At 60.3% G+C, this 23,419-nt stretch carries 30 protein-coding genes; 29 read left to right on the forward strand and 1 reads right to left on the reverse strand.

Translation table 11 applies throughout. The annotated features are described in order from the left end of the window. From EPD82_RS10670 to EPD82_RS10775, 22 genes are all read left to right on the forward strand, one after another. Window positions 1-321: zinc ribbon domain-containing protein (locus EPD82_RS10670; RefSeq protein WP_141056630.1), on the forward strand; the 321-nt coding region annotated here is incomplete at its 5' end. Between the two features lie 8 nt (window positions 322-329). Further along, entirely contained in the window at window positions 330-653 is a 324-nt protein-coding gene (locus tag EPD82_RS10675; RefSeq protein WP_055424398.1) for a hypothetical protein, read from the forward strand. A 4-nt stretch (window positions 654-657) separates the two neighbouring features. Beyond that, the gene (gene traD / locus EPD82_RS10680) at window positions 658-2,475 is read left to right on the forward strand and encodes a conjugative transfer system coupling protein TraD (protein ID WP_055424399.1); all 1,818 of its coding nucleotides are present in this window, start codon (window positions 658-660) and stop codon (window positions 2,473-2,475) included. A 24-nt stretch (window positions 2,476-2,499) separates the two neighbouring features. Beyond that, on the forward strand, window positions 2,500-3,099 hold the full coding sequence (locus EPD82_RS10685) for an IncC plasmid conjugative DNA transfer DtrJ family protein (RefSeq protein WP_141056631.1): 600 nt from the start codon (window positions 2,500-2,502) through the stop codon (window positions 3,097-3,099). Beyond that, complete coding sequence (locus EPD82_RS10690) at window positions 3,099-3,605, forward strand: metal-dependent hydrolase (protein ID WP_170210829.1); 507 nt, start codon at window positions 3,099-3,101, stop codon at window positions 3,603-3,605. The genes EPD82_RS10685 and EPD82_RS10690 overlap by 1 nt, the downstream gene beginning before the upstream one ends. A gap of 3 nt (window positions 3,606-3,608) precedes the next feature. Next, window positions 3,609-3,980: a hypothetical protein gene (locus tag EPD82_RS10695; RefSeq protein WP_141056633.1), complete on the forward strand. Its 372-nt coding sequence runs from the start codon at window positions 3,609-3,611 to the stop codon at window positions 3,978-3,980. Window positions 3,981-4,070: 90 nt separating this feature from the next. After that, window positions 4,071-4,478 carry a lytic transglycosylase domain-containing protein gene (locus EPD82_RS10700; RefSeq protein ID WP_240803326.1) on the forward strand — a complete coding sequence of 136 codons (408 nt, stop codon included), beginning with the start codon at window positions 4,071-4,073 and terminating at the stop codon, window positions 4,476-4,478. Between the two features lie 215 nt (window positions 4,479-4,693). Then, window positions 4,694-5,086, forward strand: coding sequence for an OmpA family protein (locus tag EPD82_RS11945; protein WP_157287473.1), 393 nt, complete (start codon window positions 4,694-4,696; stop codon window positions 5,084-5,086). After that, window positions 5,083-5,283, forward strand: a complete 201-nt coding sequence (locus EPD82_RS10710) for a hypothetical protein (protein WP_055424333.1) — start codon at window positions 5,083-5,085, stop codon at window positions 5,281-5,283. Before EPD82_RS11945 ends, EPD82_RS10710 begins: the two co-directional genes overlap by 4 nt. Beyond that, window positions 5,273-5,560: a TraA family conjugative transfer protein gene (gene traA / locus EPD82_RS10715; protein ID WP_055424334.1), complete on the forward strand. Its 288-nt coding sequence runs from the start codon at window positions 5,273-5,275 to the stop codon at window positions 5,558-5,560. Before EPD82_RS10710 ends, traA begins: the two co-directional genes overlap by 11 nt. A gap of 10 nt (window positions 5,561-5,570) precedes the next feature. Then, a complete protein-coding gene (gene traL, locus EPD82_RS10720) occupies window positions 5,571-5,867 on the forward strand; it encodes a type IV conjugative transfer system protein TraL (RefSeq protein WP_055424335.1) in 297 nt (98 codons plus the stop codon). Window positions 5,868-5,871: 4 nt separating this feature from the next. Further along, window positions 5,872-6,168: a hypothetical protein gene (locus EPD82_RS10725; RefSeq protein WP_055424336.1), complete on the forward strand. Its 297-nt coding sequence runs from the start codon at window positions 5,872-5,874 to the stop codon at window positions 6,166-6,168. 3 nt (window positions 6,169-6,171) lie between these two features. Beyond that, on the forward strand, window positions 6,172-6,765 hold the full coding sequence (traE, locus tag EPD82_RS10730; RefSeq protein ID WP_141056635.1) for a type IV conjugative transfer system protein TraE: 594 nt from the start codon (window positions 6,172-6,174) through the stop codon (window positions 6,763-6,765). Continuing rightward, complete coding sequence (locus tag EPD82_RS10735; protein ID WP_055424338.1) at window positions 6,737-7,396, forward strand: TraK domain-containing protein; 660 nt, start codon at window positions 6,737-6,739, stop codon at window positions 7,394-7,396. Before traE ends, EPD82_RS10735 begins: the two co-directional genes overlap by 29 nt. Then, complete coding sequence (locus EPD82_RS10740; RefSeq protein WP_141056636.1) at window positions 7,396-8,616, forward strand: TraB/VirB10 family protein; 1,221 nt, start codon at window positions 7,396-7,398, stop codon at window positions 8,614-8,616. Before EPD82_RS10735 ends, EPD82_RS10740 begins: the two co-directional genes overlap by 1 nt. 5 nt (window positions 8,617-8,621) lie before the next feature. Next, window positions 8,622-9,359 (forward strand): DsbC family protein, encoded by a 738-nt coding sequence (locus tag EPD82_RS10745; protein WP_141056637.1) that lies wholly within the window; start codon window positions 8,622-8,624, stop codon window positions 9,357-9,359. A gap of 3 nt (window positions 9,360-9,362) precedes the next feature. Further along, window positions 9,363-9,929 carry a type IV conjugative transfer system lipoprotein TraV gene (gene traV, locus EPD82_RS10750; protein WP_141056638.1) on the forward strand — a complete coding sequence of 189 codons (567 nt, stop codon included), beginning with the start codon at window positions 9,363-9,365 and terminating at the stop codon, window positions 9,927-9,929. Window positions 9,930-9,946: 17 nt separating this feature from the next. Then, window positions 9,947-12,526: a type IV secretion system protein TraC gene (gene traC, locus EPD82_RS10755; protein ID WP_141056639.1), complete on the forward strand. Its 2,580-nt coding sequence runs from the start codon at window positions 9,947-9,949 to the stop codon at window positions 12,524-12,526. 281 nt (window positions 12,527-12,807) lie between these two features. After that, on the forward strand, window positions 12,808-13,215 hold the full coding sequence (locus tag EPD82_RS10760) for a pole-localizer TmaR family protein (protein WP_055424343.1): 408 nt from the start codon (window positions 12,808-12,810) through the stop codon (window positions 13,213-13,215). Continuing rightward, on the forward strand, window positions 13,215-14,009 hold the full coding sequence (locus EPD82_RS10765; protein ID WP_141056640.1) for a conjugal transfer protein TraF: 795 nt from the start codon (window positions 13,215-13,217) through the stop codon (window positions 14,007-14,009). The genes EPD82_RS10760 and EPD82_RS10765 overlap by 1 nt, the downstream gene beginning before the upstream one ends. Before the next feature lie 98 nt (window positions 14,010-14,107). Further along, entirely contained in the window at window positions 14,108-15,529 is a 1,422-nt protein-coding gene (locus tag EPD82_RS10770) for a conjugal transfer protein TraH (protein ID WP_141056641.1), read from the forward strand. A 153-nt stretch (window positions 15,530-15,682) separates the two neighbouring features. Next, window positions 15,683-16,975 carry a conjugal transfer protein TraG N-terminal domain-containing protein gene (locus EPD82_RS10775; protein WP_170210830.1) on the forward strand — a complete coding sequence of 431 codons (1,293 nt, stop codon included), beginning with the start codon at window positions 15,683-15,685 and terminating at the stop codon, window positions 16,973-16,975. On the opposite strand, the gene EPD82_RS10780 is transcribed toward EPD82_RS10775, so the two are convergent. Next, on the reverse strand, window positions 16,972-19,938 hold the full coding sequence (locus EPD82_RS10780; protein WP_003100881.1) for a Tn3-like element ISPa38 family transposase: 2,967 nt from the start codon (window positions 19,936-19,938) through the stop codon (window positions 16,972-16,974). The genes EPD82_RS10775 and EPD82_RS10780 overlap by 4 nt on opposite strands. 158 nt (window positions 19,939-20,096) lie before the next feature. On the opposite strand from EPD82_RS10780, the gene EPD82_RS10785 reads away from it, so the two are divergent. The 7 genes from EPD82_RS10785 (at window position 20,097) to EPD82_RS10815 (ending at window position 23,360) form a co-directional block, all read left to right on the forward strand. Further along, window positions 20,097-20,387, forward strand: a complete 291-nt coding sequence (locus tag EPD82_RS10785) for a nucleotidyltransferase family protein (protein ID WP_001247892.1) — start codon at window positions 20,097-20,099, stop codon at window positions 20,385-20,387. Beyond that, a complete protein-coding gene (locus EPD82_RS10790; protein ID WP_141056643.1) occupies window positions 20,384-20,770 on the forward strand; it encodes a HepT-like ribonuclease domain-containing protein in 387 nt (128 codons plus the stop codon). Before EPD82_RS10785 ends, EPD82_RS10790 begins: the two co-directional genes overlap by 4 nt. Window positions 20,771-21,006: 236 nt before the next feature. Beyond that, a complete protein-coding gene (locus EPD82_RS10795) occupies window positions 21,007-21,363 on the forward strand; it encodes a cupin domain-containing protein (RefSeq protein WP_141056644.1) in 357 nt (118 codons plus the stop codon). Between the two features lie 254 nt (window positions 21,364-21,617). Further along, window positions 21,618-21,944: a hypothetical protein gene (locus EPD82_RS10800; RefSeq protein ID WP_003100858.1), complete on the forward strand. Its 327-nt coding sequence runs from the start codon at window positions 21,618-21,620 to the stop codon at window positions 21,942-21,944. After that, on the forward strand, window positions 21,941-22,441 hold the full coding sequence (locus tag EPD82_RS10805) for a hypothetical protein (RefSeq protein WP_003100856.1): 501 nt from the start codon (window positions 21,941-21,943) through the stop codon (window positions 22,439-22,441). The genes EPD82_RS10800 and EPD82_RS10805 overlap by 4 nt, the downstream gene beginning before the upstream one ends. Further along, window positions 22,438-22,809 (forward strand): hypothetical protein, encoded by a 372-nt coding sequence (locus tag EPD82_RS10810; protein ID WP_003100853.1) that lies wholly within the window; start codon window positions 22,438-22,440, stop codon window positions 22,807-22,809. The genes EPD82_RS10805 and EPD82_RS10810 overlap by 4 nt, the downstream gene beginning before the upstream one ends. Then, a complete protein-coding gene (locus EPD82_RS10815; protein WP_003100847.1) occupies window positions 22,803-23,360 on the forward strand; it encodes a recombinase family protein in 558 nt (185 codons plus the stop codon). Before EPD82_RS10810 ends, EPD82_RS10815 begins: the two co-directional genes overlap by 7 nt. Window positions 23,361-23,419 lie beyond the last annotated feature (59 nt).

Genomic DNA, 23,419 nt, shown 5'->3' on the forward strand with positions numbered 1-23,419 from the left:
TTTGCCGAGCGCTGGTATCCCAGCAGTCGCCTCTGTTCCGTCTGCGGCTGGAAACACGAAACGCTCACGCTGGGAGAGCGGGAATGGACGTGCCCGGAATGCGGCACGCACCACGACCGCGATCTCAACGCAGCGCTAAACCTCAAACGGCTGGCAACCGCAACTGCCCTACCCGTGGCGAGTCCGTCCAGCAATGGCGGCGCTGCGGCAGGAATGGTTCCTGCCACAGCCGGGAAAGTCACGCCTGTCAGATACGAATGTGGCGAGCAAGCCACGTCGGGGCAGGAAAAGAACTGTGCGCACCTTCGCGCACTTTCTTGATAGCAGAAATGTCTGGTTCGATCATTTTCGCGCTCGCGATCGTGCTCGGCGTCGGGGCGCAAGCCGCTCGTGCGGATGGCAGCTTCTTTTTCCAGAACGGGCAAGAACCACAAAGACAGCGCGCTGCACTGCCGGACCAGGAACGAGACAGGCTTCTTCGGGACGCCTACGCCTGCTCTCGGCCCGGTAAGACGCCGCAAGAAGAGCAACGCTGCCGTGCCCTAGACGAGAGGGTCCGGCAAACGGTTTCCGAGCGCGTACGCGCCAATCATGGACTGGCAGAGCAGCAAATTCAGGAACTCAAATCGATCCATCGCCGGCAAGTAAGGTAAAGACATGTTCGAGTCCGTGGATTTCGAAGAACCGTGGCGCAAGGTGCACGAATGGCCGATGTCGCTCGCTTGGCTGTCGGCATCTGCCATTACGCTTGCCGTGACGGCCACGTTGCCGGTTCCGACCAGAGTGGGCGTGGCGACATCGCTCGCCTGCCTGTCGTTTGCCGCCTGGCGGGCGGCGCAGGCATGGGTCAGAAGCCAGGCCAGAGGAAGAGCCGTCGAAAAAACCCGCAAGGAGTTCGTCACGCCACAAGAGTTGATCTCGAAACAAAAGCCCGGTCTGCTGTGGCTGGGCAAGGGATTCGCCTGGACGGACATCGAGGCGCGAAAAATGCATGCCTTGATCGGAAAAGGCTTGGCCAAGACCTTCGGCAAAGAGTTCATCACGGATGGAGCCCATTGGCTGCATGGGCTGTCCAGCGAAGACGACGTGTATGCCGACCTTGGCTTGCTCGAGGGGCATACCCTGATCGTAGGGAGTACCGGTGTTGGCAAAACGCGGTTGTTCGACCTGCTGATCGCACAAGCCATTGCCAGAGGTGAGCCGGTCATCATCATCGACCCCAAGGGCGACCATGGATTGGCATCGAATGCCCTCAAGGTCTGTGAAGCGCTCGGACAGCCGGAACGGTTCGTCTATTTCCATCCCGCCCACCCCGAAAGATCGGCCTGCATCGACCCGCTGCGCAACTGGAACCGCAAAACGGAACTCGCCAGCCGTATTGCGGCACTGATTCCATCGGAAACGGGAGCGGACCCTTTCACGGCCTTCGGCTGGAAGGTGCTCAACGACATCGTAAACGGTCTGATCGCGACCGGCCAGAGGCCGAACCTCGTCCAGCTGCGGCGCTACATCGAAGGTGGACCGGACGATCTCCTCTTGAAGGCGCTGCGCATGCACTTCAAAACCAAGGTGCCCGACTGGGAGAGCCGTTCCAGCAGCTTCGTCAAGCAGTTCAAGGGAAACCAGCTTCTGGCCTACATCGCCTTTTACAAGGAAATCGTCATCCATGAGGCGCAGTCGGTCGATCTCGACGGCCTGATATCCACCTACGAGCACAACAGGGAGCATTTCCAGAAGATGGTGGCTTCCCTTATCCCCATCCTGTCGATGCTCACGAGCGACCCGCTGACGGAACTTCTCTCGCCGGATTTCGAGGTCGGTCACGACAAACTGGTGACGGACATGGCGCGAATCATCCGGGCCGACAAGGTGATGTACGTGGGCCTCGACTCTCTGGCCGATGCCACGGTGGGGAGCGCCATCGGCTCCATCCTGCTTGCCGACCTGACCGCCGTGGCCGGCGATCGGTACAACTACGGCATCGACTCGATCAAGCCGATCAACGTGTTCGTGGACGAGGCGGCAGAGGTCATCAACAACCCGACCATTCAGCTTCTGAACAAGGGACGCGGCGCGGGGTTTCGAATGACCATCGCAACCCAAACGTTCGCGGACTTCGCCTCGCGTCTTGGCGACGAGAACAAGGCCCGCCAGGTGCTTGCCAACACCAACAACAAGATCGCCCTGCGTGTGCAGGACGCGGAAACGCAGAAATACATCGCCGATGGCATTCCGAAGATCAAGGCAAGGTCGATGATGATCCGTTACGGCCACAACGTCGATTCGAACATCCATGACGCCTACAGCGCCTCCTACCAGGAACAGGCGACCGAGGAAGAGGCCGACCTGATACCGCCAGCCATTCTCAGCGAGCTTCCGCCGCTTCATTATTTCGCCCGATTGTCCGGGGGTCTGACGATCAAGGGACGGCTGCCGATTTTGCATGCGCAAGCGGCAAGAAAACGTCGCGTTTGAGCAAGTCTGACGGAACGGCAAGCGGTGAGTAGGCAGCAGACAAAGACGCAGAGCGCTTGGGGCGGATTCATCGCCACCATTCTGCTCGTTGGATTCGTGGCCGCTTGGGCATCGATTCCCTCGCACGTGCTGGAAGAGACATGGAATGCGGAGCGCAGACAGATGGAGGCATGGGCCGGGCCAAGAACGCAGACGTGGATCGATTCCCAAGCGTTGTCCGTCTTTAGCGGATTCGCGAAGGAAGCGGAAAAAGCGGCGCACGATCTTAAGGGCAACAGCATCGAGCGCTGGCTCGCCGATCGGATCTATATGAGCGTGATATGGGCGGCCACGGCAGCCCGCCGAGCCTATACGCTCCTGATGTGGATGCTCCTTGGTATTCCGCTGATTCTGGCGGCAGCAGTCGACGGCTTTTACGTGCGCGAAATCCGCAAGACAGCCTTCGTCTCCCAGAGCCCGATTCGCCACAAGATCGGAATCCATTTTTTTCGTCTGGTTGGCATCGCGATGGTTTTTTGGCTCTTTCTGCCGATTCCCATGCCGATCGTCGCGGCACCAGCCATGGTGTGCTTCATGGCGCTATCGCTGTGGCTATGGACGGGGAATTTGCAAAAGAGATTGTAATGCTCGCAACGACGCACATTGCCTTCGGCACGGCATCTTCGCTGCTCACAGCCGCGTGGCTCGATGCGTCGGCACCGCAGACGGTCCTGATGGTTGCCGGCGGTGTTCTGGGCAGCATGTTGCCGGACATCGATCATCCCGGGAGCGCCTTCGGGCGGCGCGTGCCGTTCCTGTCGATCCCGCTGTCGGCGGTCTTCGGGCATCGAGGCATAACGCACAGCCTGATTGCCGTAATCGGCATGTCTGCGCTGATCTGGTATGCGCTGCACCATCTCGATTGGCATCCGGGCTATTCCGTGCCGTTCGTGGTCGGGATCGCGGTCGGATACCTTTCCCATTTGGCGGGGGACTGGATGACCAATTACGGCGTTCCGCTGCTGTGGCCCATGAGGCGCAGGTTCGTCGCGCCGGTGCGGATTTTTACGGGGGACGCCCTGGAGTATGTGCTGGCCTTTGCCATGTACGGCTTGGTCATTGTCCAAGGCCTGCGGATGGTCGGGCGGTAAGCGATGCTGCGCCTGGTCCTGCAACTCGGTCTGCTTGCCGCCGGTATCGGGTTGGCGGCGTCGAATCTGGACAGCCAGACCATGCAGAAGATCGCATCCTCGATTCGTGATTTTGCGACAACGCTCAGGCAAAGCGGATTGCCGGGGGGCCAGGAAGCTGCGTCTGGGATGGATAAGGCTGCGGATGCGGTGCAATCGGCGGCGCCTGCGCAGGCGAACGTGACGCTAGAGCGCGGCGAGGCCGATCCACCCCCGAAGGCGTTCTACAACAAACTCCCGGACGAGTGCCATTGGGAGAAGGTTATCGACCCCGCCTCCGGGGATGTTTCGTGCTCGGTTCCGGAGCGGGTTGTCGCAGGTAAAAGGCACCAGTAAACAGTGCAGTTCTGTTTGCTTTTCGGCGAAGTTTTCAAGCCCTGAATTCCTAATATCTGGGCCATGCGTAAGACGTGGCCGATCCTTGCGATGCTCATACTCGTCCTGCTTGTTCCGGAGCGAGGTGTCGCCGCATGTTTCGAGGAAGCGGCGGCCCGCTACCGGGTCCCCTCGTCGCTGCTCATGGCGATCTCCCGAATCGAGTCGTCGGGCAACCCAAACGCGATCAACCGTAACCCCGACGGCAGCTACGACATCGGCCATATGCAGATCAACAGCCGGTGGCTGCCCGTGCTCAGCCGGTACGGGATCGACGAACGCAGCCTGTTCGACCCGTGCATCAACACCTACGTCGGCGCCTGGATTCTGGCGCAGAACATCCATCGACTCGGATACAACTGGGATGCGATCGGCGCTTACAACGCACGCAGTCCGGACAAAAGAATGGCGTATGCCAGAAAGATCGAGGCGATTCTGAGACGGCAGAAGGGGCTTTGATGGGCTCGACATCACAAAAACTCGCTGCGTTCGTTTCGACTTGCGCGGTAACGATGGCCTTGGCGGGGTGCGCAAACGGCCAACAGCCGTCGCGTCAAGAGACGCAAGCCTCTCCGCGGACGCAAAGCATTGGATGGGTAAAGCAGGATTGGAGGATTTGCGAGGATGACACATGTCCGAAGCCGACTCCAAAGACGCTCGGGCTGGCGATTCCCATGGCGGTTGCTACGCGGCCCGCCGTTTCTGTCGAAATGCCAATTGAGCGGCGCGAACCGATCGTAGTGCATTTCGGGTTCGATAAAACGGTCCCTGTTGGCGACTGGAAACGAGCGCTGGAGAGCGTCGAGCGTAAGGCTGCGCCGTCAGACAGGCTGCTCATCGAGTCGTACACCGACGACAAAGGGAGCGCCAGATACAACGATCGGCTCGCACGCCAACGCGCCGAGTTCGTTCGGTCGTGGCTCAAGGCCAGAGGCGTAAAGAATCCGATGGAAGTCGTGGTCAAAGGCAAGTGCTGCTATGTGGCCCCGAACGACACGGAGGCGGGGCGCGCCGCCAACCGGCGCGTCGAGATTCGTTTCATTCATGACAAGGAGAAATATGAGTGATTCCGAAATCGAAAGAATCGATCCGCGACATGCTGATCGCCGGAGCGTTCATCGCGATGGGCGCATTGCTTCCGGGATCGCTGCTTGACAAGGGCTTCGAAGCCCACATCGGCGGCATCGCGATGGGGCTGGGCATCGGCTGGCTCATCAAATCCATCATCGATAACTCGAAAGGAGAAAAAAAGCATGAATCGTAAGGCACACGTGGCGCTCGCCGCAGCCGCTCTTTTTCTGATCGCAGGAAGCGCCTTTGCGGGCACGACTGGAACGGAGTTCCAGGATTTGTACAAATGGATCAACGATGTGGTGACCGGCTATTTCGGTAAGGCGGTGGCCGTGGCGGCGGTCGGCGTCGGGGCAATCATGTCCATCGCGCGTGTAAACCCCATTCCCATCTTGAGCGGAGTGGGGTTCGCGGTGTTTGAGCAATACACGCCGACGATCATCACCGGCATCCTGAGCGCGACCATCTGAGGACGGCGACATGGGTGGCGACGAAACCGGATACATCCCGAAATCGCTCGATGCGCAGGAGCGTTTCCTGTGGTGGGAAATGGATCAGGCAATCATTGCGATCATCCTGATCGGCATGGGGGTCATTTCCGGCTCCATGTTCTTGGGGATGGCTGCCGGCGTTTTTGCCGCCTGGCAGTACGGTCGCCTCAAGGCGGGCAAGCATCCGAAATTCGCCGTCCATGCACTTTACTGGTGGCTTCCGAGCGGGGTCTTCGTCAAGCCTCGCGTGACGCCGCCTTCGTCGCAACGATATTTCCTGGGGTAAGAACATGTTCGAGAAAAAACGCATTGCATTTCTTGCAACCGTTTTGGCGGCAGGCCCGGCGCTTGCTCAGGTCGAGCCCAACGTCTGCGTAGCAAGGCACATCAGCCCGGTGGATCAGGTCAACGGACAAGTCGTCTTCACCTGCCTCAAGAAGGTAGACGGAACCAACCAGAAAACGATTCAGCAGATGTACGAAGCCGGTTACCGTATCGTGTCGGCCACACAGACGATAAAGTCGGAAAGTACGATGGACACCTACACCACGCTCTTCCTGGAACGTAGTGTCGGAACGGGTAAATAAGCCATGCTTTTCAAGAAATATCTCTCGGAGATGGACAACGCCAACCGGGAGATACGCTTCATGCGCCTCCTCGTGGCGGGACTTGCCGTGCTGACGCTCATCGAGGGGGTGGCGATGGCGAAGCTTGCGGGGTCAGAGAGAATCGTTCTCGTCCCCCCTGAAATCACCCGTAGCTTCTGGGTATCGGGCAATGCCGTCTCCAGGGAATATCTGGAAGAAATGGCGTACTGGTATGCGGGGTTGGCGCTCAACGTAACGCCCGCCGTCTCCGATTATCAGAACAAACTGTTCCTCAAGTATGCGGCACCGTCCGAATACGGGCGCTTGCAGGCCGAGATGGGCGTGCGAGCGGAGTTTTTGAAAAAGAACAATGCGGCGACCCAATTCTCCGTCCGCAATGTCACGACGGACGAAAAAAACCTCAGGGTGGCGCTGTCCGGGACGCTCGTAACCTGGACTTCCGACAAGAAGGCAGGCGAGCGCAACGCCACGTATCTCGTCGGATTCAAGTTCATGAATGGAAAACTCTATGTCAGCGACTTCAAGGAAACCAGCGATAAAAATCCTTTTGGCGACCCTGCTGGCAGCCAGTCTTGATGCGCACAGCGCCCAGGTGCTCACTGGACGCCCTGACGACACCCTGAGCGCCACGGTGTCTCGGTTCGAGCCGACCATGATCCGTGTGGAGGGCCACCGCATCCGACGGGTTTTCGGAGCCGAAGGCGATTTTACGGTCGTGCCGGACAAAGACATTGGAACGGCATATATCAAGCCAGCGGCCGAAAAACAGGCATTCAGCGTTTTCGTAGCCGACGATGCTGGACGGACATGGAAGCTGCTGCTTTCCGTCTCCGACGGTCCATCCGATACCATAGTCATCAAAGGAGGGGGCGAATCGGGCAACGGCCGCTCATGGCGCGACATGGCGCGCAACCAAGCCATCAAACGTGTGCTGCTCGCTCTCGATTCATCGGATGAAACGGACATGGCTTCCCGCACGACGAACGAAGTGGTGCCTCTCTGGAACGAGGCCATGTTCGTGCTCGTCAAGGTCGTCGATGGGCCCCTCAGGGGAGAGAAATACATGCTCACGAATACCTCCGACAAACCCATGGTAATCGACGAGCGGGAGCTTTACCGGCGCGGCGTGGTGGCCGTGTCGGTCGAACGCCAGCAACTCGATCCCGCGGAAACGACGGCTGTGTACGTGATCACGGAGGGGGGGTGATGAGCACGGATGACAAGACCGCTCTCGCCGACCGTTTCAGGAATCTGTCGCCAAAGGCCAAGCAGTATCTCGTGCTTGGGGCCGTGGGCACGGCGTTTCTTGGGCTTGTTTTTGGCAGTGTCGCGCTCTGGAACAAGCAGCCATCGATGATTCCTCAGTCCGGCAAAGAAGAGCACCCCACCAAGAACATCGCGGCACCCGGCTCGCAGGTCGATCCGCGCGACGTGTGGATGGCACAATCTTCCCAACAAATGAAGGAAATGGATGCGGTCATCCAGGGGCTCAAGCAAAAATTGGCCGAGATCGAACAGAAACAGAAACAGGAAAGCCTGCTCCCGCCGCTGCCCCCATTCCCGCAGCCTCAGCCTCCTTCCATGGAGCAGCCGCAGCCAGCCGCACCGTCTGCCATGCCCGCAAAACAAGAACCGCTACCCCCGCCGCCGCCAAAGGAACCGGGTATCTCCGTATTCGAAGTCAGCGATGCGGCACCGGTGGATCAGAGCAATGAAAAGCGTGGCAAAACCTATGTACCGTCGGGATCTTTCATGCGTGCGGTACTGCTGGGAGGGCTGGATGCCCCGACGGGCGGACAGGCACAGAACAATCCCTGGCCGGTACTGCTGCGGGTGCAGGACAACGCCTTCCTGCCCAACCGCTATCGGGCCAAGGTCAAGGAGTGCTTCCTCTTGGGTTCGGGGTACGGCGACATCAGTTCCGAGAGGGCCTATCTCAGGCTCGAATCGCTATCCTGCGTGCTGAACAACGGCGAGGTCATCGATACCCCGGCCAAGGGATACGTAGTCGGAGAGGACGGCAAGGCCGGTATGCGCGGGCGGCTCATCAGCAAACAAGGCCAGGTGCTGGCCAATGCGCTCATGACCGGGATCATCTCCGGTATCGGACAGGGCTTGCAACAGTCCGCCATGTCCTACAGCACGAGCGCGCTTGGCACGGTAGGTACCGTCGATGCTGGCAAGGAGTTCCAGGCAGGAATCGGCGCCGGCGTCGGCAGGGCGCTTGACCGGCTCTCGCAGTACTACATCGACCTGGCCGAGAAGATGTTCCCTGTCATCGAAGTCGATGCGGGGAGGGTCGTCGATGTCGTCCTGACCAAGGGCATAACCCTTGGGCTCGGACCGGCGTTCGACGAAGGCGATTATTCGGACGTCTGGAAGCGCGGTCGTCAGGTCATGAGGAAACCTTTGGATCCAATGGAGTAATTGATATGCGTAAGTTCGTTGTTTCGATCGCCGCGTTCGCGGCAGCGACCACGGTGTTCGCGGATGCGGGCGACGTGGAAAAAAGACTCAAGGAGCAGTATCCCGCAACCAAGATCACCGCGGTTCGAGAAACCCCGGTCCAGGGGGTCTATGAAGTCGCGATGGGGCGAAACGTTGCCTACACGGACGCCTCCGGACGGTACATGATCTTTGGCCACCTCTACGACATGAAGGAGCAGAAGGACCTGACCGCCCAGCGCCTCGATGAGATCAACAAAATCGACGTGTCTGCGCTGCCCTTGAGCGATGCCATCAAGACCGTCAAAGGCGACGGCTCCCGGAAGCTCTATGTGTTTTCCGACCCGGATTGCCCGTTCTGTCAGCGCCTGGAGCGCGAGACGATGCCAAAACTCGATAACGTGACGATTTACACCTTCCTCTACCCGCTGGAAGAGCTACATCCCGACGCCAAGCGTAAAGCGGAAACTATTTGGTGTGCCAAAGACCGCGCAAAGGCGTGGGATGACTTCATGAAAAGCGGCAAGCTTCCGGATCAGGTAACCCAGTGCGACAACCCGGTAGAACGGAATATTCGGCTAGGCGGTAGCCTAGGCATCAACGGCACGCCGACCATCATCATGGGTGATGGAGCGATGGTGCCGGGGTTCGTGCCGGCATCCGAGCTCGAACGGCGTCTCGCCGCAGGCGCGCCGCAGCGCGCCAAGACCGCAACTGGAGATTGATGAATGCGCAAACTCGTCATCGCTGTCATGCTGCCAGCCATTCTGACGGGCTGCGCCAGCACCCTGTCCGGGCTGGACGGAGAGACCAAATTTGCTTGTAAAGCGCCAGAAGGTGTGAGCTGCGCCTCGCTGTCCGGGGTCTATGCCAACGCCGTCGCCAACAATCTGCCGGCGCTGAACCCGGAATGGAAGGGCGAGGAGAAGGAAGGGAAAGGTGGGACACCGGCGGCACAGCCTGCGAAGTCCGCCGCAATCGTCGGTCGCGCGCCGTCGTCAGGTGACCCGATCCGCACTCAACCGAAGGTGTTGCGCGTCTGGATCGCTCCATGGGAGGACGGCGACGGCGATCTCCATGACCAGTCGTACATCTACGTCGTGGCTGATCCTGGCCGCTGGGTGATCGAGCACAACCAGAAGCGGATCGTCGACCGCTACCGTCCAACGTTTCTCAGCACGGAGACGAACGGCAAGACGCAGCAGAGCCAGCCTGCGCAACGGCCCGAGGGGGACGGCGTCGTGCTGCCCGGCGCGCAAGGCTATGGGCCGACGCCGTCGCAGCAGATGGATTGAAGGGGGATGGATTGAGCATGCTCGAAGTCCTGAAAACCATCTTTTACGGCGAGCGGTTTGCTCCGGCCGACGCCGTTCCTCGCGCGCTGCTAGAGCAAATCGCCAGCATCCCGAAGCTGACCGGAATTCTGCCATATCTAGGCTGGATGAAGGACGAAAGGTTGTTCGTGCTGGATCAAGGCGCGTTCGGCGGAAAACCGGAGAAGAACATCGGCTTCTGCATCGAAACCATGCCGCAGACCGGCGCCAACGAAGAAATGGAACGGGTGCTGGCGAGCTTGTTCATGTCCTGCCCCCCAGGCACGGGCATCCAGATTTCTCTCTATGCAAGTCCGCACATTCTTCCGGTGTTGCGGACTCAGGCAAACATGCTCCCCGTCGATGGCGACAAAACCGGCGCGGAATGGGGGGACAGACGCAACAGGAACGTCTTTCGCGCACTGGCACGTCGCAGAATCGATTTCTACCTCGAAGGCACGGGAAAATCACTGTTCTCGCACCACATCTATCTGCTGCGCAACTACCGTTGCGTGATTTCCATCACGACGCCCTTGGATCCTTCGAATCCCGGCGATGTGGAAGAGGCGATCCGCATTCGTGAAAGCGCCCATGCGACCATGCGTTCGGCCCACCTGCCGGGGTGGGATTGGGGTCCGACCGACCTGCTCGAGTTCGTGGCCGATTTCTTCGACCATGAGCGGGTGTTCGGACGGGCGGCGGACAAACCGATTGAATACGACGAGTCGAAGCCGCTGCGCTTGCACCTTTCCAATCCGGAAATCGCATCGTGCGTCGCAGACAGCTTCATCAAGTTCCGCAAGGCGGGTGGGAACGAAACCGCACTGCAATGTTTCTCCGTACGGCAGTACCCAAAATACTACCGCCTTGGCAACATGGGGGCCTTGATCGGGGACTATTACCAGATGGCTCTGGCGATTCCATGCCCGTTCCTGATCACGATGGGTGCCATCATCCTTGATTACGAGTCGGCACGGACCAAGGCCCAGATAAAAGCGGCCCGCGCAACTCAGGCCGCCGGTTCCTATATGGCCCACTTCCAGCCCGACCTGCAAGACCGCAAGCGCGACTGGGACATGGTGTTGCGAGCGTTTGACAACGGACGCAACGTTGTCATGATGTACCACCAGATCGTCCTGATCTCGAGGCTGGAAGACGCGGCAAAGAGCGAACATGCGGTACGTGCCGTCTGGCGGGCACGGGGTTTCGATCTGGCCAAGGATGTCTATCTTCAGCATCAGGCGCTCATGGCGTCCATGCCGTGCACTCTGACTCCGGCGCTTCAAAAGGACTTGCAGATGTTTGGCCGAGTCGGGACGAAGACGGCGGACAACGCCGTCATGACCTCGCCGCTGATTGCGGAGTGGAAGGGGACCGAGACACCGGTACTCACGCTCTTTGGCCGCCGTGGCCAGATCATGACGTTCGATCTGTTCGACAACAAGGGCGGCAATTACAACTTCGCCGTGGCGGCGCTGTCGGGTTCCGGCAAGTCGGTATTCGTCAATGAGATGGCGTTCCGCTATATCGGAACGGGTGCCAAAGTCTGGATCATCGATGTGGGCCGATCATACCGCAACCTGTGCGAGTTGCTGGACGGAGAATTCATCGAATTCTCGGACGAACGTCGCAACACGATCTGCCTCAATCCGTTCTCGATGGTCGTGGACATCAACAACGACATGGAGATGCTGTTGCCGTTGATCGCTCAGATGGCGAGCCCACGGGAACCCCTCGACAATTTCAGCTACTCGGCCCTGTCTAGCGCCATCAAGCGAGTATGGGACCAGAAGGGGAAGGAGGCGACGATCTCGGATGTCTACGACCTGCTCAAGACGGGCCGGCTCTCCGAGGAAAGCGAGCGCGAGCGCGATCTCGCGCGTCTGGCCACGGCGCTCGAGCCTTACACCCGCTACGGCATCTATGCGAGCTACTTCGAGGGGGAGGCCAACATAGCCTTCCACAAGAATTTCGTGGTCCTGGAACTGGAGGAACTGAAGAGCAAGAAGGATCTTCAGGCAGTGGTGATGCAGCTCATGATGTACCGCATCACCCAGGAGATGTATCTGGATCGATCCAAGAGGAAGCTGGTGATCATCGACGAGGCATGGGACCTGATGGGAAGCGGATCGAGCGCTGGGTTCATCGAGGCCGGTTACCGTCGGGCGCGCAAATACGGTGGCGCGTTCGGCACCATCACCCAGTCGGTGGAGGACTACTACAAGAACGACGCAACCAAGGCCGCGATCCAGAATGCGGACTGGCTATTCCTGCTCAGGCAGAAGCCGGAATCCATCGATCGGCTGGGCAAGGAAGGAAAGCTTCATGTCGACGAGTGGATGAAGCGGCAACTGTCGAGCGTCACGACCGAGCACGGTTATTACTCGGAGATCTTCGTTCACGGACCGATGGGTTCGGGTGTGGGACGGCTGATTCTCGACCCCTTCTCGATGCTGCTCTATTCGACCAGGGCAGAGGACTTCCAAGCGATCAAAACGCTCACGGAACAAGGGTTGTCGGTGGTCGAAGCAATCGAAACGCTGCTGCAGCGGAACGGAACGACCAAAAATGCTGCGTAAATCTGCGACTGTGGCCTTAACGAAGCGTTTCCGGGCGCTTTTCGTAGACGTTTCGGTTTTTGCCACATGCTAGAGTCGGCCTGTTCGGAGCCAACTCCTTTATTACAAAAAGTGCAAATCATGGGAAATTCAACGGCTGGCAACCGCAACTGCCCTACCCGTGACGAAGTCGTCCGGTAACGGCGGCGCTGCTTCAGGAGGGGTTCCTGGAGCAGTCGGGAAAGTGACGCCTGTCAGGCACGAGCACGGTCATCGAGACGGCTCAGGGCAGGAAGAAAACCGTGCGCACCTTTGTGCGCGTTTTTGAGAGCAGGATTGCGTTGAAGGCTCACATCGTTACATGGGCGTTATCGGTGTTGTCGGCGTGCATCGTCGGCGCCGCATGGATATACACCCACCCATCGCCGCGCATGGTTCGTGTGGACGTGGGAAGCCTGTTCGACGAGCAAAAGAAAAACCTGGCGGAAAAGATCAAGCCCGGCATGTCCGAGGAAGAGCAAAAGGCCCTACTCTTGTCGGCGGAAGATTACGCCAGAAGAGTCGATGGCGCGCTGGATGTCGTCGCCAGGGAATGCGATTGCGCCGTCGTCAACGCGGCGGCGATCCTGCGGCTTCCTGAAACGGGCGGCGCATCGGGAATACCGGACATGACGTGGAGGGTCAAAGAACTGCTCTCGGGGGGAAGGTAATGTTCGGCCGGAAGCTGGCCTGGGCGCTGTCTTTGACGGCGGCAGCGTCGGCGATGGCAGGTACGCCATCGAGCGGGCTGGACTATCCGTCAGTCTGGCAGTGCGACAGCACGAAGTTCAACTGGTATTGCCAAGTCGAGGAGACAAAGCCAACCGAACGGCAGCCACCCAAGAAAGCCAAGACCAAGGAAGAGATCGCCCTTGAAGAGATCGAGAAACTGCGCAAGGAACTAGAAGCGAAGAGGGCGCTCGCCATCTTGCAACCGACCCAGGAAAACGTCAAAGCCTACATCGCGGCTCAAGAGAGTTTGATGCAGCGCGCATCCGTATTCTCAGATGTCTGGCGCCGTGTCATCTGGCAAAACCCGGAAATGAACTACGAGTTGAAGCGTCCGGCGAACAACGCTGCCATCGCGACCTATACGAACCTGCGCAAGGCCGAAGAGAAGCGAACGCTGGACGAGATCAACAAGGAATGGGGGCTGTTCTTCTTCTTTCGCTCGGATTGCCCCTACTGCCATCGCATGGCCCCGACACTCAAATTTCTGTCGGAAGCCTACGGTATTACCGTACTTCCCGTCAGCCTGGATGGAGGAGGCCTGTCGGAGTACCCGAATCCTCTGCGCGATAACGGGATGGCTGCCAGGCTCGGCATCCAGCAAGTTCCCACGTTGGTGCTGGGGAACATTAGGGACAAGCGGCTGATTCCGTTGGGCTCCGGGGTGATTTCCGCTCAGGACGTGATCGAGCGCATCTACATCCTCACCAGTACACGGCCGGGTGAGCTGTACTAATCAGAAATGGACACAAAGTGTCCGCTTTTGGCCGGCTGCATGAGGACCCGCCTACGTTAGATAACCGGATCGTCGGTCACTTGCAAAAGGGAATACCTATGCTCAGGAAACGTCTCATCGCGGCAGCGATCGCGGTCACATTCAGCGCGTCGGCATCGGCCAGCATCCAGTCCGAGATGCAGTCCTGGTTCAACGAAATGGGAGCCTACGGCAACGTGACCGGCGCGCAGATGGTTCAGGGTCAAACCTCGACCGTGTACACCGGCGGCAGCATGTACATGCGCACGCCGATCCGCAACTATCAGCTCGCGTCGATAGCGCCACCCAGCATCCGTGGCGGGTGCGGAGGGATCGACCTCTTCGCCGGTTCCTTCTCGTTCATCAACAGCGAGCAGCTGACCGCGCTCCTGCGCAACATCGCCAACAATGCCATCTCGTACGCATTCATGATGGCGGTGAAATCGGTCTCCCCCGATTTGGCCGACCTCATGCAATACCTCCAGGACCAGGCATCAAAGATCAACGGCATGAACCTCAACTCCTGCCAGTTGGCGGAGGGCATCACCACGGCCACATTGGGCCCCATGCTCTCCGACAAGAAAGAGCAGGCGAACGCCCAGGGCACGGGTTCCACTCTTTCGAACCTCTGGTCAGACAGCTTCCAGTCATTCGACGAGTGGCGAAAAGACAAGACCGCCAAGAAGCAGGCCCGCCAAAAGGCCGCCAGCGCTGATGCAAATCTGAAGGAAATCCTGCAACCCGGCAACGTCGTCTGGAAGGCCCTCCAGAAAACCAGCGCGCCCGACGAGCTGAAAGAGCTGATGATGAGCATGGTCGGGACCATCATCATTGTCCCGCCCGGCGATCCGGGAAACGAAAACGGCACCACGCCACTCTGGCGTTACGTCGGTCCGACCGGGGTCAAGTTCTCGGATTTCATCGGCAACCCGGAGTCGTCCACCAAGAGCGACGTCACCCTTCTCAAATGCAACGACTACGACTGCATGAATCCGGCTGCGGTCCCGAATCAGTCCGTCGCATCGCTGTCGTGGCATGTCCGTCGGACCATGGAGAATGCCACGAACAAGATCGTGAGCCGCCAGAAGCAGAGTTTCAGCGGCATCGACTACGCGGTCTACATGAATTCGTCGATTCCCGTGTGGAGGCTGGCCAACGTTGCCGCCATGAGCAGGAGCGGCCCTGCGCTTCTGACCAACAACTATGCCCAGGTCGTGGCCGTCGAGCTTGCCTACAACTGGTTCAACGAGATGGCAAACACCCTGCAAAAGGCGCTTTCCAACAACATGGCGGCCCAGGCGCAGGACGTCGTGCAGGCGAGCTCGAGCTTGAACCAGCGCATCGCGGAGGTCCGGCAGCTCGCCTCCGCCGAGTATGTGGCGCAATACCAGAAGGCCGTATCGACGGCGGAGCTGCAGAAGACCATACAGTGGCTTCATGAAACCATGATGAGATCGATGCCGGGCGACGTGCAGAAGTCGCTTCTGACGTTCAACCAATAGCGGCAATTTGCCTGCATCGGCTCGACGGGCAGAAAAGAGGGACCATTCATCAAGAGAGCGACTTGACGAAAGGAGGAAGCGGGAAAAGGGGCGTGCCCTGCACGCCGCGCTCTCCCTCCCCGGCCTGAAGGCCGGGGTTTCCCGCGCAAACTGGTGAATTTCGAAATCTACGCGTACTGGAACACGACGGAGCTCGTCAATGTGTTCAACGCGGTCGCGGCCATCACCGGCAGCGGAGACTTCAACGGCCTGCTGCGCACGCTGGCGCTCGTGGTGATCATCAGTCTGGTCGTGGCTGTTCTTGCGGGGCGGAGCCGCCAGGAAGATTTCTGGCGCTGGGTGGTCATGCTCGCGCTGCTGCATGGGATGCTGCTCGTTCCGAAGAGCAACGTGCTGATCGTCGATCGAACCGGAACGAACCCATCCCAGGTCGTCTCCAACGTTCCGATCGGCCTTGCGGCGCTCGCTCATGGGACCAGCAAGATCGGGGATTGGCTAACGACCGCTTTCGAGACGGTCTTCTCGCTGCCCGACGACGTTCAATTACGGAAGACGGGAACCTTGTTCGGGCACAGGGTCATGCTCGAGCGCCTCGGCACCCAGTTCTCCAGTCCCGTGCTCATGCGCAATCTCGACGAGTTCTATCGGGAATGCGTCATACCGGATCTTGCCACTGGATATATCAGCCCATCCACGCTCGCCACGACCGAGAATATATGGCAGGCGTTCAGCAACACCAATCCGGGATTGCTGGTTACCATCGCCGACTACAACGACCCCTCCGTTGCCAGTACGATGAGCTGCCCAGAGGCATACGCCGCGCTGACCGCGCAACTGAACCTGGATGCCAATACCGTGCTCGGGTTGAAAGCGCAGGGGCTGTTCCCGGAAATGTCGATGGCCGCTGCGAAGGTGGCGCTGTCGAACGCATTGCTGAGCACGCAGCAGTTCTTCGCCCCATCGTCAACCGCGACGCCGGTGCTTGACCAGATCAAGCAGGGAGCCCTATGCAACTACCTCATCGATGCTCCTGCCAGGGTAGCCGCGCAGATCGGAGATGCCGCGCAAGTTCAGCAAGCAACCGCTACGGCCGCAGGAATCCGCAGCTTCAAGACCGCCACGACGTCGATGTACTCGGTGGCCATGAGCGGCATGCCCAAGTTCCGGAATGCGGTCGAAATGATCGCCTATGCGGTGTTTCCGATCGTCGTGATCATGATCGTGGTGGCGGGACAGTATGCCGGAACCTTTCTCAAGGGATACGTCGGGTCACTGCTCTGGGTGCAGCTGTGGCCCCCGCTCTATGCGGTCATGAACTACATGATGAACATCAAGACGAAGAGCGAGGTCAGCTCGATGGTCGCGGCCAACGGGAATGCCTATCTCTCGTGCAACCTGACCAACTGGTTGGGGTCGTCTCAGAAAACGGAAAATAAAGCACGCTAAGCCGGTTGCAGCGGCCGTAGCGGCCTGAACTTGCCCGCGCCGATCTTGGCGCTGCTGCGCCAGAGGTAATCGCCGGTCAGGTTGATGTGCTCCCAGCCGAGCGGCGACAGGTACTGCAACAGGCCGTCATCGACGGCTTGACCGTGGCCACGCAAGGCGTTCGCGGCCCGCTCCAGATAGACCGTGTTCCATAGCACGATGGCCGCCGTCACCAGGTTGAGGCCGCTGGCCCGGTAGCGCTGCTGCTCGAAGCTGCGGTCGCGGATTTCCCCCAGGCGGTTGAAGAACACGGCGCGGGCCAGCGCGTTGCGCGCCTCGCCTTTGTTCAGCCCGGCATGCACGCGGCGGCGCAGCTCGACGCTTTGCAGCCAGTCCAGGATGAACAGTGTGCGCTCGATGCGTCCCAGCTCACGCAGGGCGACGGCCAGGCCGTTCTGGCGCGGGTAGCTGCCAAGCTTCCTGAGCATCAGCGAGGCCGTCGCCGTGCCCTGCTTGATCGAGGTGGCCATCCGCAGGATTTCATCCCAATGGGCGCGGACGTGCTTGATGTTGAGCGTGCCGCCGATCATCGGTTTCAACGCCTCGTAGGTGGCATCGCCCTTCGGGATGTAGAGCTTGGTGTCGCCCAGGTCACGAATGCGCGGGGCGAAGCGGAAGCCCAGCAGGTGCATCAACGCGAAGACGTGGTCCGTGAACCCTGCCGTGTCGGTGTAGTGCTCCTCGATCCGCAGGTCGGATTCGTGATACAGCAGGCCGTCGAGCACGTAGGTCGAGTCGCGCACGCCGACGTTCACGACCTTGGTGTGGAACGGCGCGTACTGGTCGGAGATATGGGTGTAGAACGTCCGCCCTGGGCTGCTGCCGTATTTCGGATTGATGTGGCCGGTGCTCTCGGCCTTGCTGCCGGTGCGGAAGTTCTGGCCGTCCGACGATGACGTGGTGCCGTCGCCCCAATGCTCGGCGAAGGGATGTCGGAACTGCGCGTTGACCAGCTCGGCCAGTGCCGCCCCGTAGGTTTCGTCGCGGATGTGCCAGGCTTGCAGCCAGGCCAGCTTGGCGTAGGTCGTGCCGGGGCACGATTCCGCCATCTTGGTCAGGCCCAGGTTGATCGCGTCGGCGAGGATCGTGGTCAGCAACAGGTTTTTGTCCTTGGCCAGGTCGCCTGACTTCAGGTGGGCGAAGTGCCGGGTGAAGCCCGTCCATTCGTCTACCTCCAGCAGCAATTCGGTGATCTTGACGTGCGGTAGGATCATCGCCGTCTGGTCGATCAGGGCCTGTGCGGTATCGGGCACCGCCGCATCGAGCGGCGTGATCTTCAGGCCCGACTCCGTGATGATGGCGTCCGGCAGCTCGTTGGCCAGCGCCATGCGGTTGACGGTGGCGAGCTGCGTTTCCAGCAGCGTCAGCCGGTCATGCAGGTACTGGTCGCAATCGGTGGCCACGGCCAGCGGCAATTCGCTGGCCTGCTTGAGGCTGGCGAATTTCGCGGGCGGCACCAGGTAGTCCTCGAAGTCCTTGAACTGGCGCGAGCCTTGCACCCAGATGTCGCCGGAGCGCAGCGCGTTCTTCAGCTCCGACAGCGCGCACAGTTCGTAGTAGCGCCGGTCGATGCCGGTGTCGGTCATCACCAGCTTCTGCCAGCGCGGCTTGATGAACTCGGTCGGCGCGTCGGTGGGCACCTTGCGGGCGTTGTCGCTGTTCATGCTGCGCAGCACCTCGATGGCGTCGAGTACGTCCTTGGCGGCGGGCGCGGCCCGCAACTTGAGCACGTCGAGAAATTCCGGCGCGTAGCGGCGCAGCGTGGCGTAGCTCTCGCCGATGCGGTGCAGGAAATCGAAGTCCTCGGGTTGCGCGAGCCGCTGCGCTTCGGTGACGCTCTCGGCGAAAGCATCCCAGGACATGACGGCCTCGATGGCGGCGAACGGATCGCGGCCCGCTTGCTTGGCCTCGATCAGCGCCTGGCCGATGCGCCCGAACAGCCGCACCTTGGCATTGATCGCCTTGCCGGATGCCTGGAACTGCTGCTGATGCTTGTTCTTGGCGGCATTGAACAGCTTGCCCAGGATGCGGTCATGCAGGTCGATGATTTCGTCGGTGACGGTGGCCATGCCCTCGATGGCGAGCGCCACCAGGGTCGCGTAACGCCGCTGCGGCTCGAACTTCGCCAGGTCGGCGGGCGTCATCTGGCCGCCCTCGCGGGCGATCTTGAGCAGCCGGTTCTGGTGAACCAGCCGCTCGATGCCGGAGGGCAGGTCGAGCGCCTGCCACGCCTTGAGGCGTTCGATGTGTTCCAGCATGTGCCGCGAGTTCGGTTTGACCGGGGATTGCCGCAGCCAGGCCAGCCACGTCGTCTTGCCGTTGTCGCGGCGCTTGAGCAGATCGTCGAGGCGACGGCGATGCACGTCCGTCAGCGGCTCAGCCAAGGCGTCGTAGAGACGCCGGTTGGCGCGGGTAATCGCTTCGGCGCTCGCCCGCTCGACGGCGTTGAGGGCGGGCACAATGACCGACTGCCGCCGCAGGTGCTCGATCAAGGCTCTGGCCAGCACGATGCCCTTGTCGGTTTGCATGGCCAGCTCGGTCAGCAACTGGACAGCCTGCCGGTAGTGGCCAATCGTGAACGGCTGGAAGCCGAACACCGTTTGCAGCTCGACCAGGTGCTCGCGTCGGGTCTGCTCACGCTGCCCGTACTCGTCCCAGCTTTCGATGCCGACCTTGAGCTGGTTGGCGACCAGTCTCAGCAATGGCGGGAACGGTGGCTCATCAGCGCCAAGGATGACGCCGGGAAAGCGCAGGTAGCAGAGCTGCACCGCGAAGCCCAGCCGATTGGCCGGGCCGCGCCGCTGCCGGATGATGGAGAGGTCGCTTTCGCTGAACGTGTAGTGACGGATCAACTCATCCTTGGTGTCCGGCAACGCCAGCAGGCTTTCGCGCTCGGCGGCGGAGAGGATCGAACGGCGGGGCATGCGGTTTCCTTCTTCTTGAAAACGTAGGTTTGTGACAAGCCCGCCAAGGCAACCGGCGCGGCACGGGAATCAAGGCATTGCGATTCTCGAAAATAGTTCTTGAAATTCTATTCTTTATTGCATATCATCTCAACGAGTTTCGATAAGAAAGGATGCGCATGCGACCGTCTGTTGTGCTTGACATGAAGCGAAGCGCAGTGCGTGAAGCGGTAGGCCGCTTTCGCGCCGCGAACCCGCGCGTCTTCGGCTCGGTGCTGCATGGCACCGACCGGGATGGCAGCGACCTCGACCTGTTGGTCGATGCGCTGCCCGGTGCCACGTTGTTGGACTTGGGCGATTTGGAAGAAGAACTGAAATCGCTGCTCGGCGTTGACGTCGATCTGCTGACTCCCGGCGACCTGCCGCCGAAGTTCCGGGCCAAGGTGCTCGCGGAGGCGCAACCGATATGAGCGAGAACCGCCTGCCCGATTACCTCGACCACATTCAGCAGGCCGCAACCGATGCGCGCAGCTTCGTGGAAGGGATGGCCAAGGACGACTTCTTGGCCGACAAGCGCACCCAGCAGGCCGTCATCATGAGCCTGATCGTCATCGGCGAGGCGGCCACAAAGGTGATGGATGGCTACGCCGAGTTCACCCAGGCGCATGCCGACGTGCCGTGGCGCAGCATGCGCAATATGCGTAATCGCATGGCTCACGGCTATTTCGACATCAACCTCGATGTGGTGTGGGAGACGGTACAGGAATGGCTGCCGGCGTTGCTCCAGCAATTGCCCGCCGTGCGTCAGGATGCCGACGATGAAGACCGTAACGACAAAGGCATGGAGCCATGACCAATCAAGCCGCCGATGTTCGGCCCCTCTGGCGTGTTCGATCCCGCGACCTATGAGCCGCGCTCGGGCAAGACCTTCTGGATGGCCGCAACGGACGTGAGTTCGCTGGTGGGCAAGGAGGCAGCAGCCGACACGCTCATCGGCAACTGCACGACCGCACGACCAGCCTCCCGTTCAAATTCGAGTTAGAACTCATATCCAGCCTGTCTGGGGGCACTGTGAAAGAGGGATCTCCGATGACTGTTGAATCGAGAATATTTTCTGTAGCCGAGTATGTTCAGCCGTCCGAAGGCGAGCCTATTCGTTCCGTTGTGCTTGAAACCCGAGACTCAATTATCGTGGTTTGGCATGTCCATCCCGGGCAGGAAATTGCGGCTCACATTCATCCTCACGGCCAAGACACGTGGATTGTTTTGTCGGGAATGGCTGATTACTTTCAGGGCAATGGGATTGTTCGTGCCCTCAGGGAAGGTGAGATAGCCGTGGCAAGACCGGGCCAAGTGCACGGGGCGCGAAATACAGGTACCGAGCCATTTGTGTTCGTCTCGGTTGTGGCACCAGCCAATGCCGGTTTCGTATTGGCTGAGCGATAGAGCCCAATCTCTGGAGTTGGTCCAATGAGCGGTCGGGGAGATAGGTAACAGACATGCAGCGGACACGGCTGCTAAACCAGGTCGCAAACCTCCTTGCGTCGCAGCGTGCCGCAAGCGACGCGATCAATCGAATGGGGTCGGCATGAGACTGAACACCATCCAGTTCCCGACCGCGTAGCCGCCTGTCCTGCCGATCAGGTCTTGACCATCGACGCCTGGGATCAGTCCTGAATGTTCTTGGAGACCACTACGTTATGAGCCGCAGCCGCCGCAAAACACCCATCGTCGGGCACACGACCTGCGGCAGCGAGCGCGAGGACAAGAAGCTCTGGCATCAGCGCTGGCGCACCCGTGAGCGCACGGCGCTGACCAGCGCGTCGCCCGAAGCCCTGAGCGCCCATCTGCCCCTGCTGGAAAACCAGGCCAGCAGCGTCTGGTCGATGGGCAAGGATGGCCGCTCCTACTGGCCCGTCAAGCGCCAGGCCGCCACGGCGGATCGCATCGCCAATCACAAGGGACGCAACCCGCAAGAACGCGCCTCCCTGAAAAAGCGCCTGCTGCGCAAGTGGATGAGCAAATGAAGCTCTCCTTCCATCAGCACATTGCGCTGTTCTGGATGATCGGTGCTCCGGGCGTCTTCGCGCCCGTGATCGAGAACGCCAAGCGGCCCGATGCCGGCGCCGTCATGGCGTGGGGTGTCGCGATCGTGGCGGTGATGATCCTCTTCACCCCTTTGCTGCTGCGCTGTCCACCATTCCGGCGCTGGTATGGCCGGACGGATGCGCTGTCGGAGCGGCAGCGCCAGGCGCTTGCCGAGCGCGGCCTGCGCCGCTACTACCAGACCGCTTTCGATGACGGCTACGTGCCCCGCGTGATGCCCTACGTGTGGCGCATCATCTGGACGGTCGGCGGGTTGATGGCTGTGACCGCCGTACTGCCTACCAACACCGGACGGCCAGCCTTCGATGCCTTGGTGGTCTTCTCGACCTGGTATCCGATAGGCGTGATGCTGCTGGTTTTCGCGTCGAGGCCCCTTGGCCGGTTGATTCGCCAAAGAGCACAGGAGCGGCGGAAATGAGCACGTCAACCATCGAGGCGCTGGCCAGCGCCTGGGCAAGGATTGCCGAGGAAGCGGAATTCCCCGCTGACTACGAGGGGACTGCCACACCACAAGCGCATCGGGCTAGCGAAGCTATTCAGGAGCAGATTCGGGAGCGCATCGTCGCCACCAACGACATGCGGCTGTTCAGCCTGCTGCACCTGCTGGGTCAGGCGTCGCTGCGCATGGAGCAAGCGCTGTGGCCGGAGGATTACGAGCGGATGACGCGCGAGGTTGAGGAAGCCCTGCGGCAAGCCACCGACGCCAACGCCAGATCGTACACCCACGAAGAAGTGATGCAGGCGATGCAGGAACGCATCGACCGGGCGCGAGACAAGCCATGTTGATTGGCTATGCGCGCGTCTCGACGCAGGATCAGAACCTGGAGCTGCAACGCGAAGCCTTGAGCAAGGCCGGATGTAAAAAGGTCTTCGAGGACAAGGTGAGTGGCACGCGGGCAGACCGGCCTGGCTTGGCCAAGACGCTCGAAATGCTGCGCGAAGGCGATACTTTGGTCGTCTGGAAGCTCGACCGGCTGGGCCGGTCGGTCAAGCAACTGGTCGATCTGGTCGGCGATCTGCACAAGCACGGTGTCCAGTTCAGGAGCCTCACCGACTCCATCGACACCGGCACACCATCCGGGCGGTTCTTCTTCCACGTCATGGCGAGCCTTGCCGAAATGGAGCGCGAGCTGACCGTCGAGCGCACCCGCGCCGGGCTGGAAGTCGCCAAGCAGCTCGGCCGCAAAGGCGGCCGCAAGCCGAAGATGACCGACAGCAAGATCGAGTCGGCCAAGAAGCTGCTGGCCAGCGGGGTGCCGCCCAAGGACGTGGCCAAGAACCTCGGCGTGTCCATTCCGACGCTGTACCGCTGGGTGCCAGCCTCCACGCACGCTTAGCGTGCTTTATTTTCCGTTTTCTGAGACGACCCCTGGTTGGGTACGACAGCGGTCGACGA

Origin of the sequence: Tepidiphilus succinatimandens (assembly GCF_006503695.1) — a bacterium.
Lineage (GTDB): Bacteria > Pseudomonadota > Gammaproteobacteria > Burkholderiales > Rhodocyclaceae > Tepidiphilus > Tepidiphilus succinatimandens.

Excerpts from the sequence above, each read along its gene's own strand:
- EPD82_RS11945 (WP_157287473.1), top strand. The coding sequence starts at position 4,694 with ATGGCGGTTGCTACGCGGCCCGCCGTTTCTGTCGAAATGCCAATTGAG.
- traD (WP_055424399.1), top strand. The coding sequence starts at position 658 with ATGTTCGAGTCCGTGGATTTCGAAGAACCGTGGCGCAAGGTGCACGAA.
- EPD82_RS10740 (WP_141056636.1), top strand. The coding sequence starts at position 7,396 with ATGAGCACGGATGACAAGACCGCTCTCGCCGACCGTTTCAGGAATCTG.
- EPD82_RS10810 (WP_003100853.1), top strand. The coding sequence starts at position 22,438 with ATGAGCACGTCAACCATCGAGGCGCTGGCCAGCGCCTGGGCAAGGATT.
- EPD82_RS10780 (WP_003100881.1), bottom strand. The coding sequence starts at position 19,938 with ATGCCCCGCCGTTCGATCCTCTCCGCCGCCGAGCGCGAAAGCCTGCTG.
- EPD82_RS10690 (WP_170210829.1), top strand. The coding sequence starts at position 3,099 with ATGCTCGCAACGACGCACATTGCCTTCGGCACGGCATCTTCGCTGCTC.
- traV (WP_141056638.1), top strand. The coding sequence starts at position 9,363 with ATGCGCAAACTCGTCATCGCTGTCATGCTGCCAGCCATTCTGACGGGC.
- EPD82_RS10815 (WP_003100847.1), top strand. The coding sequence starts at position 22,803 with ATGTTGATTGGCTATGCGCGCGTCTCGACGCAGGATCAGAACCTGGAG.
- EPD82_RS10745 (WP_141056637.1), top strand. The coding sequence starts at position 8,622 with ATGCGTAAGTTCGTTGTTTCGATCGCCGCGTTCGCGGCAGCGACCACG.
- EPD82_RS10700 (WP_240803326.1), top strand. The coding sequence starts at position 4,071 with ATGCTCATACTCGTCCTGCTTGTTCCGGAGCGAGGTGTCGCCGCATGT.
- traA (WP_055424334.1), top strand. The coding sequence starts at position 5,273 with ATGAATCGTAAGGCACACGTGGCGCTCGCCGCAGCCGCTCTTTTTCTG.
- EPD82_RS10785 (WP_001247892.1), top strand. The coding sequence starts at position 20,097 with ATGCGACCGTCTGTTGTGCTTGACATGAAGCGAAGCGCAGTGCGTGAA.
- EPD82_RS10695 (WP_141056633.1), top strand. The coding sequence starts at position 3,609 with ATGCTGCGCCTGGTCCTGCAACTCGGTCTGCTTGCCGCCGGTATCGGG.
- traL (WP_055424335.1), top strand. The coding sequence starts at position 5,571 with ATGGGTGGCGACGAAACCGGATACATCCCGAAATCGCTCGATGCGCAG.
- EPD82_RS10805 (WP_003100856.1), top strand. The coding sequence starts at position 21,941 with ATGAAGCTCTCCTTCCATCAGCACATTGCGCTGTTCTGGATGATCGGT.
- EPD82_RS10725 (WP_055424336.1), top strand. The coding sequence starts at position 5,872 with ATGTTCGAGAAAAAACGCATTGCATTTCTTGCAACCGTTTTGGCGGCA.
- EPD82_RS10765 (WP_141056640.1), top strand. The coding sequence starts at position 13,215 with ATGTTCGGCCGGAAGCTGGCCTGGGCGCTGTCTTTGACGGCGGCAGCG.
- traE (WP_141056635.1), top strand. The coding sequence starts at position 6,172 with ATGCTTTTCAAGAAATATCTCTCGGAGATGGACAACGCCAACCGGGAG.
- EPD82_RS10800 (WP_003100858.1), top strand. The coding sequence starts at position 21,618 with ATGAGCCGCAGCCGCCGCAAAACACCCATCGTCGGGCACACGACCTGC.
- EPD82_RS10795 (WP_141056644.1), top strand. The coding sequence starts at position 21,007 with ATGACTGTTGAATCGAGAATATTTTCTGTAGCCGAGTATGTTCAGCCG.
- traC (WP_141056639.1), top strand. The coding sequence starts at position 9,947 with ATGCTCGAAGTCCTGAAAACCATCTTTTACGGCGAGCGGTTTGCTCCG.
- EPD82_RS10790 (WP_141056643.1), top strand. The coding sequence starts at position 20,384 with ATGAGCGAGAACCGCCTGCCCGATTACCTCGACCACATTCAGCAGGCC.
- EPD82_RS10675 (WP_055424398.1), top strand. The coding sequence starts at position 330 with ATGTCTGGTTCGATCATTTTCGCGCTCGCGATCGTGCTCGGCGTCGGG.
- EPD82_RS10770 (WP_141056641.1), top strand. The coding sequence starts at position 14,108 with ATGCTCAGGAAACGTCTCATCGCGGCAGCGATCGCGGTCACATTCAGC.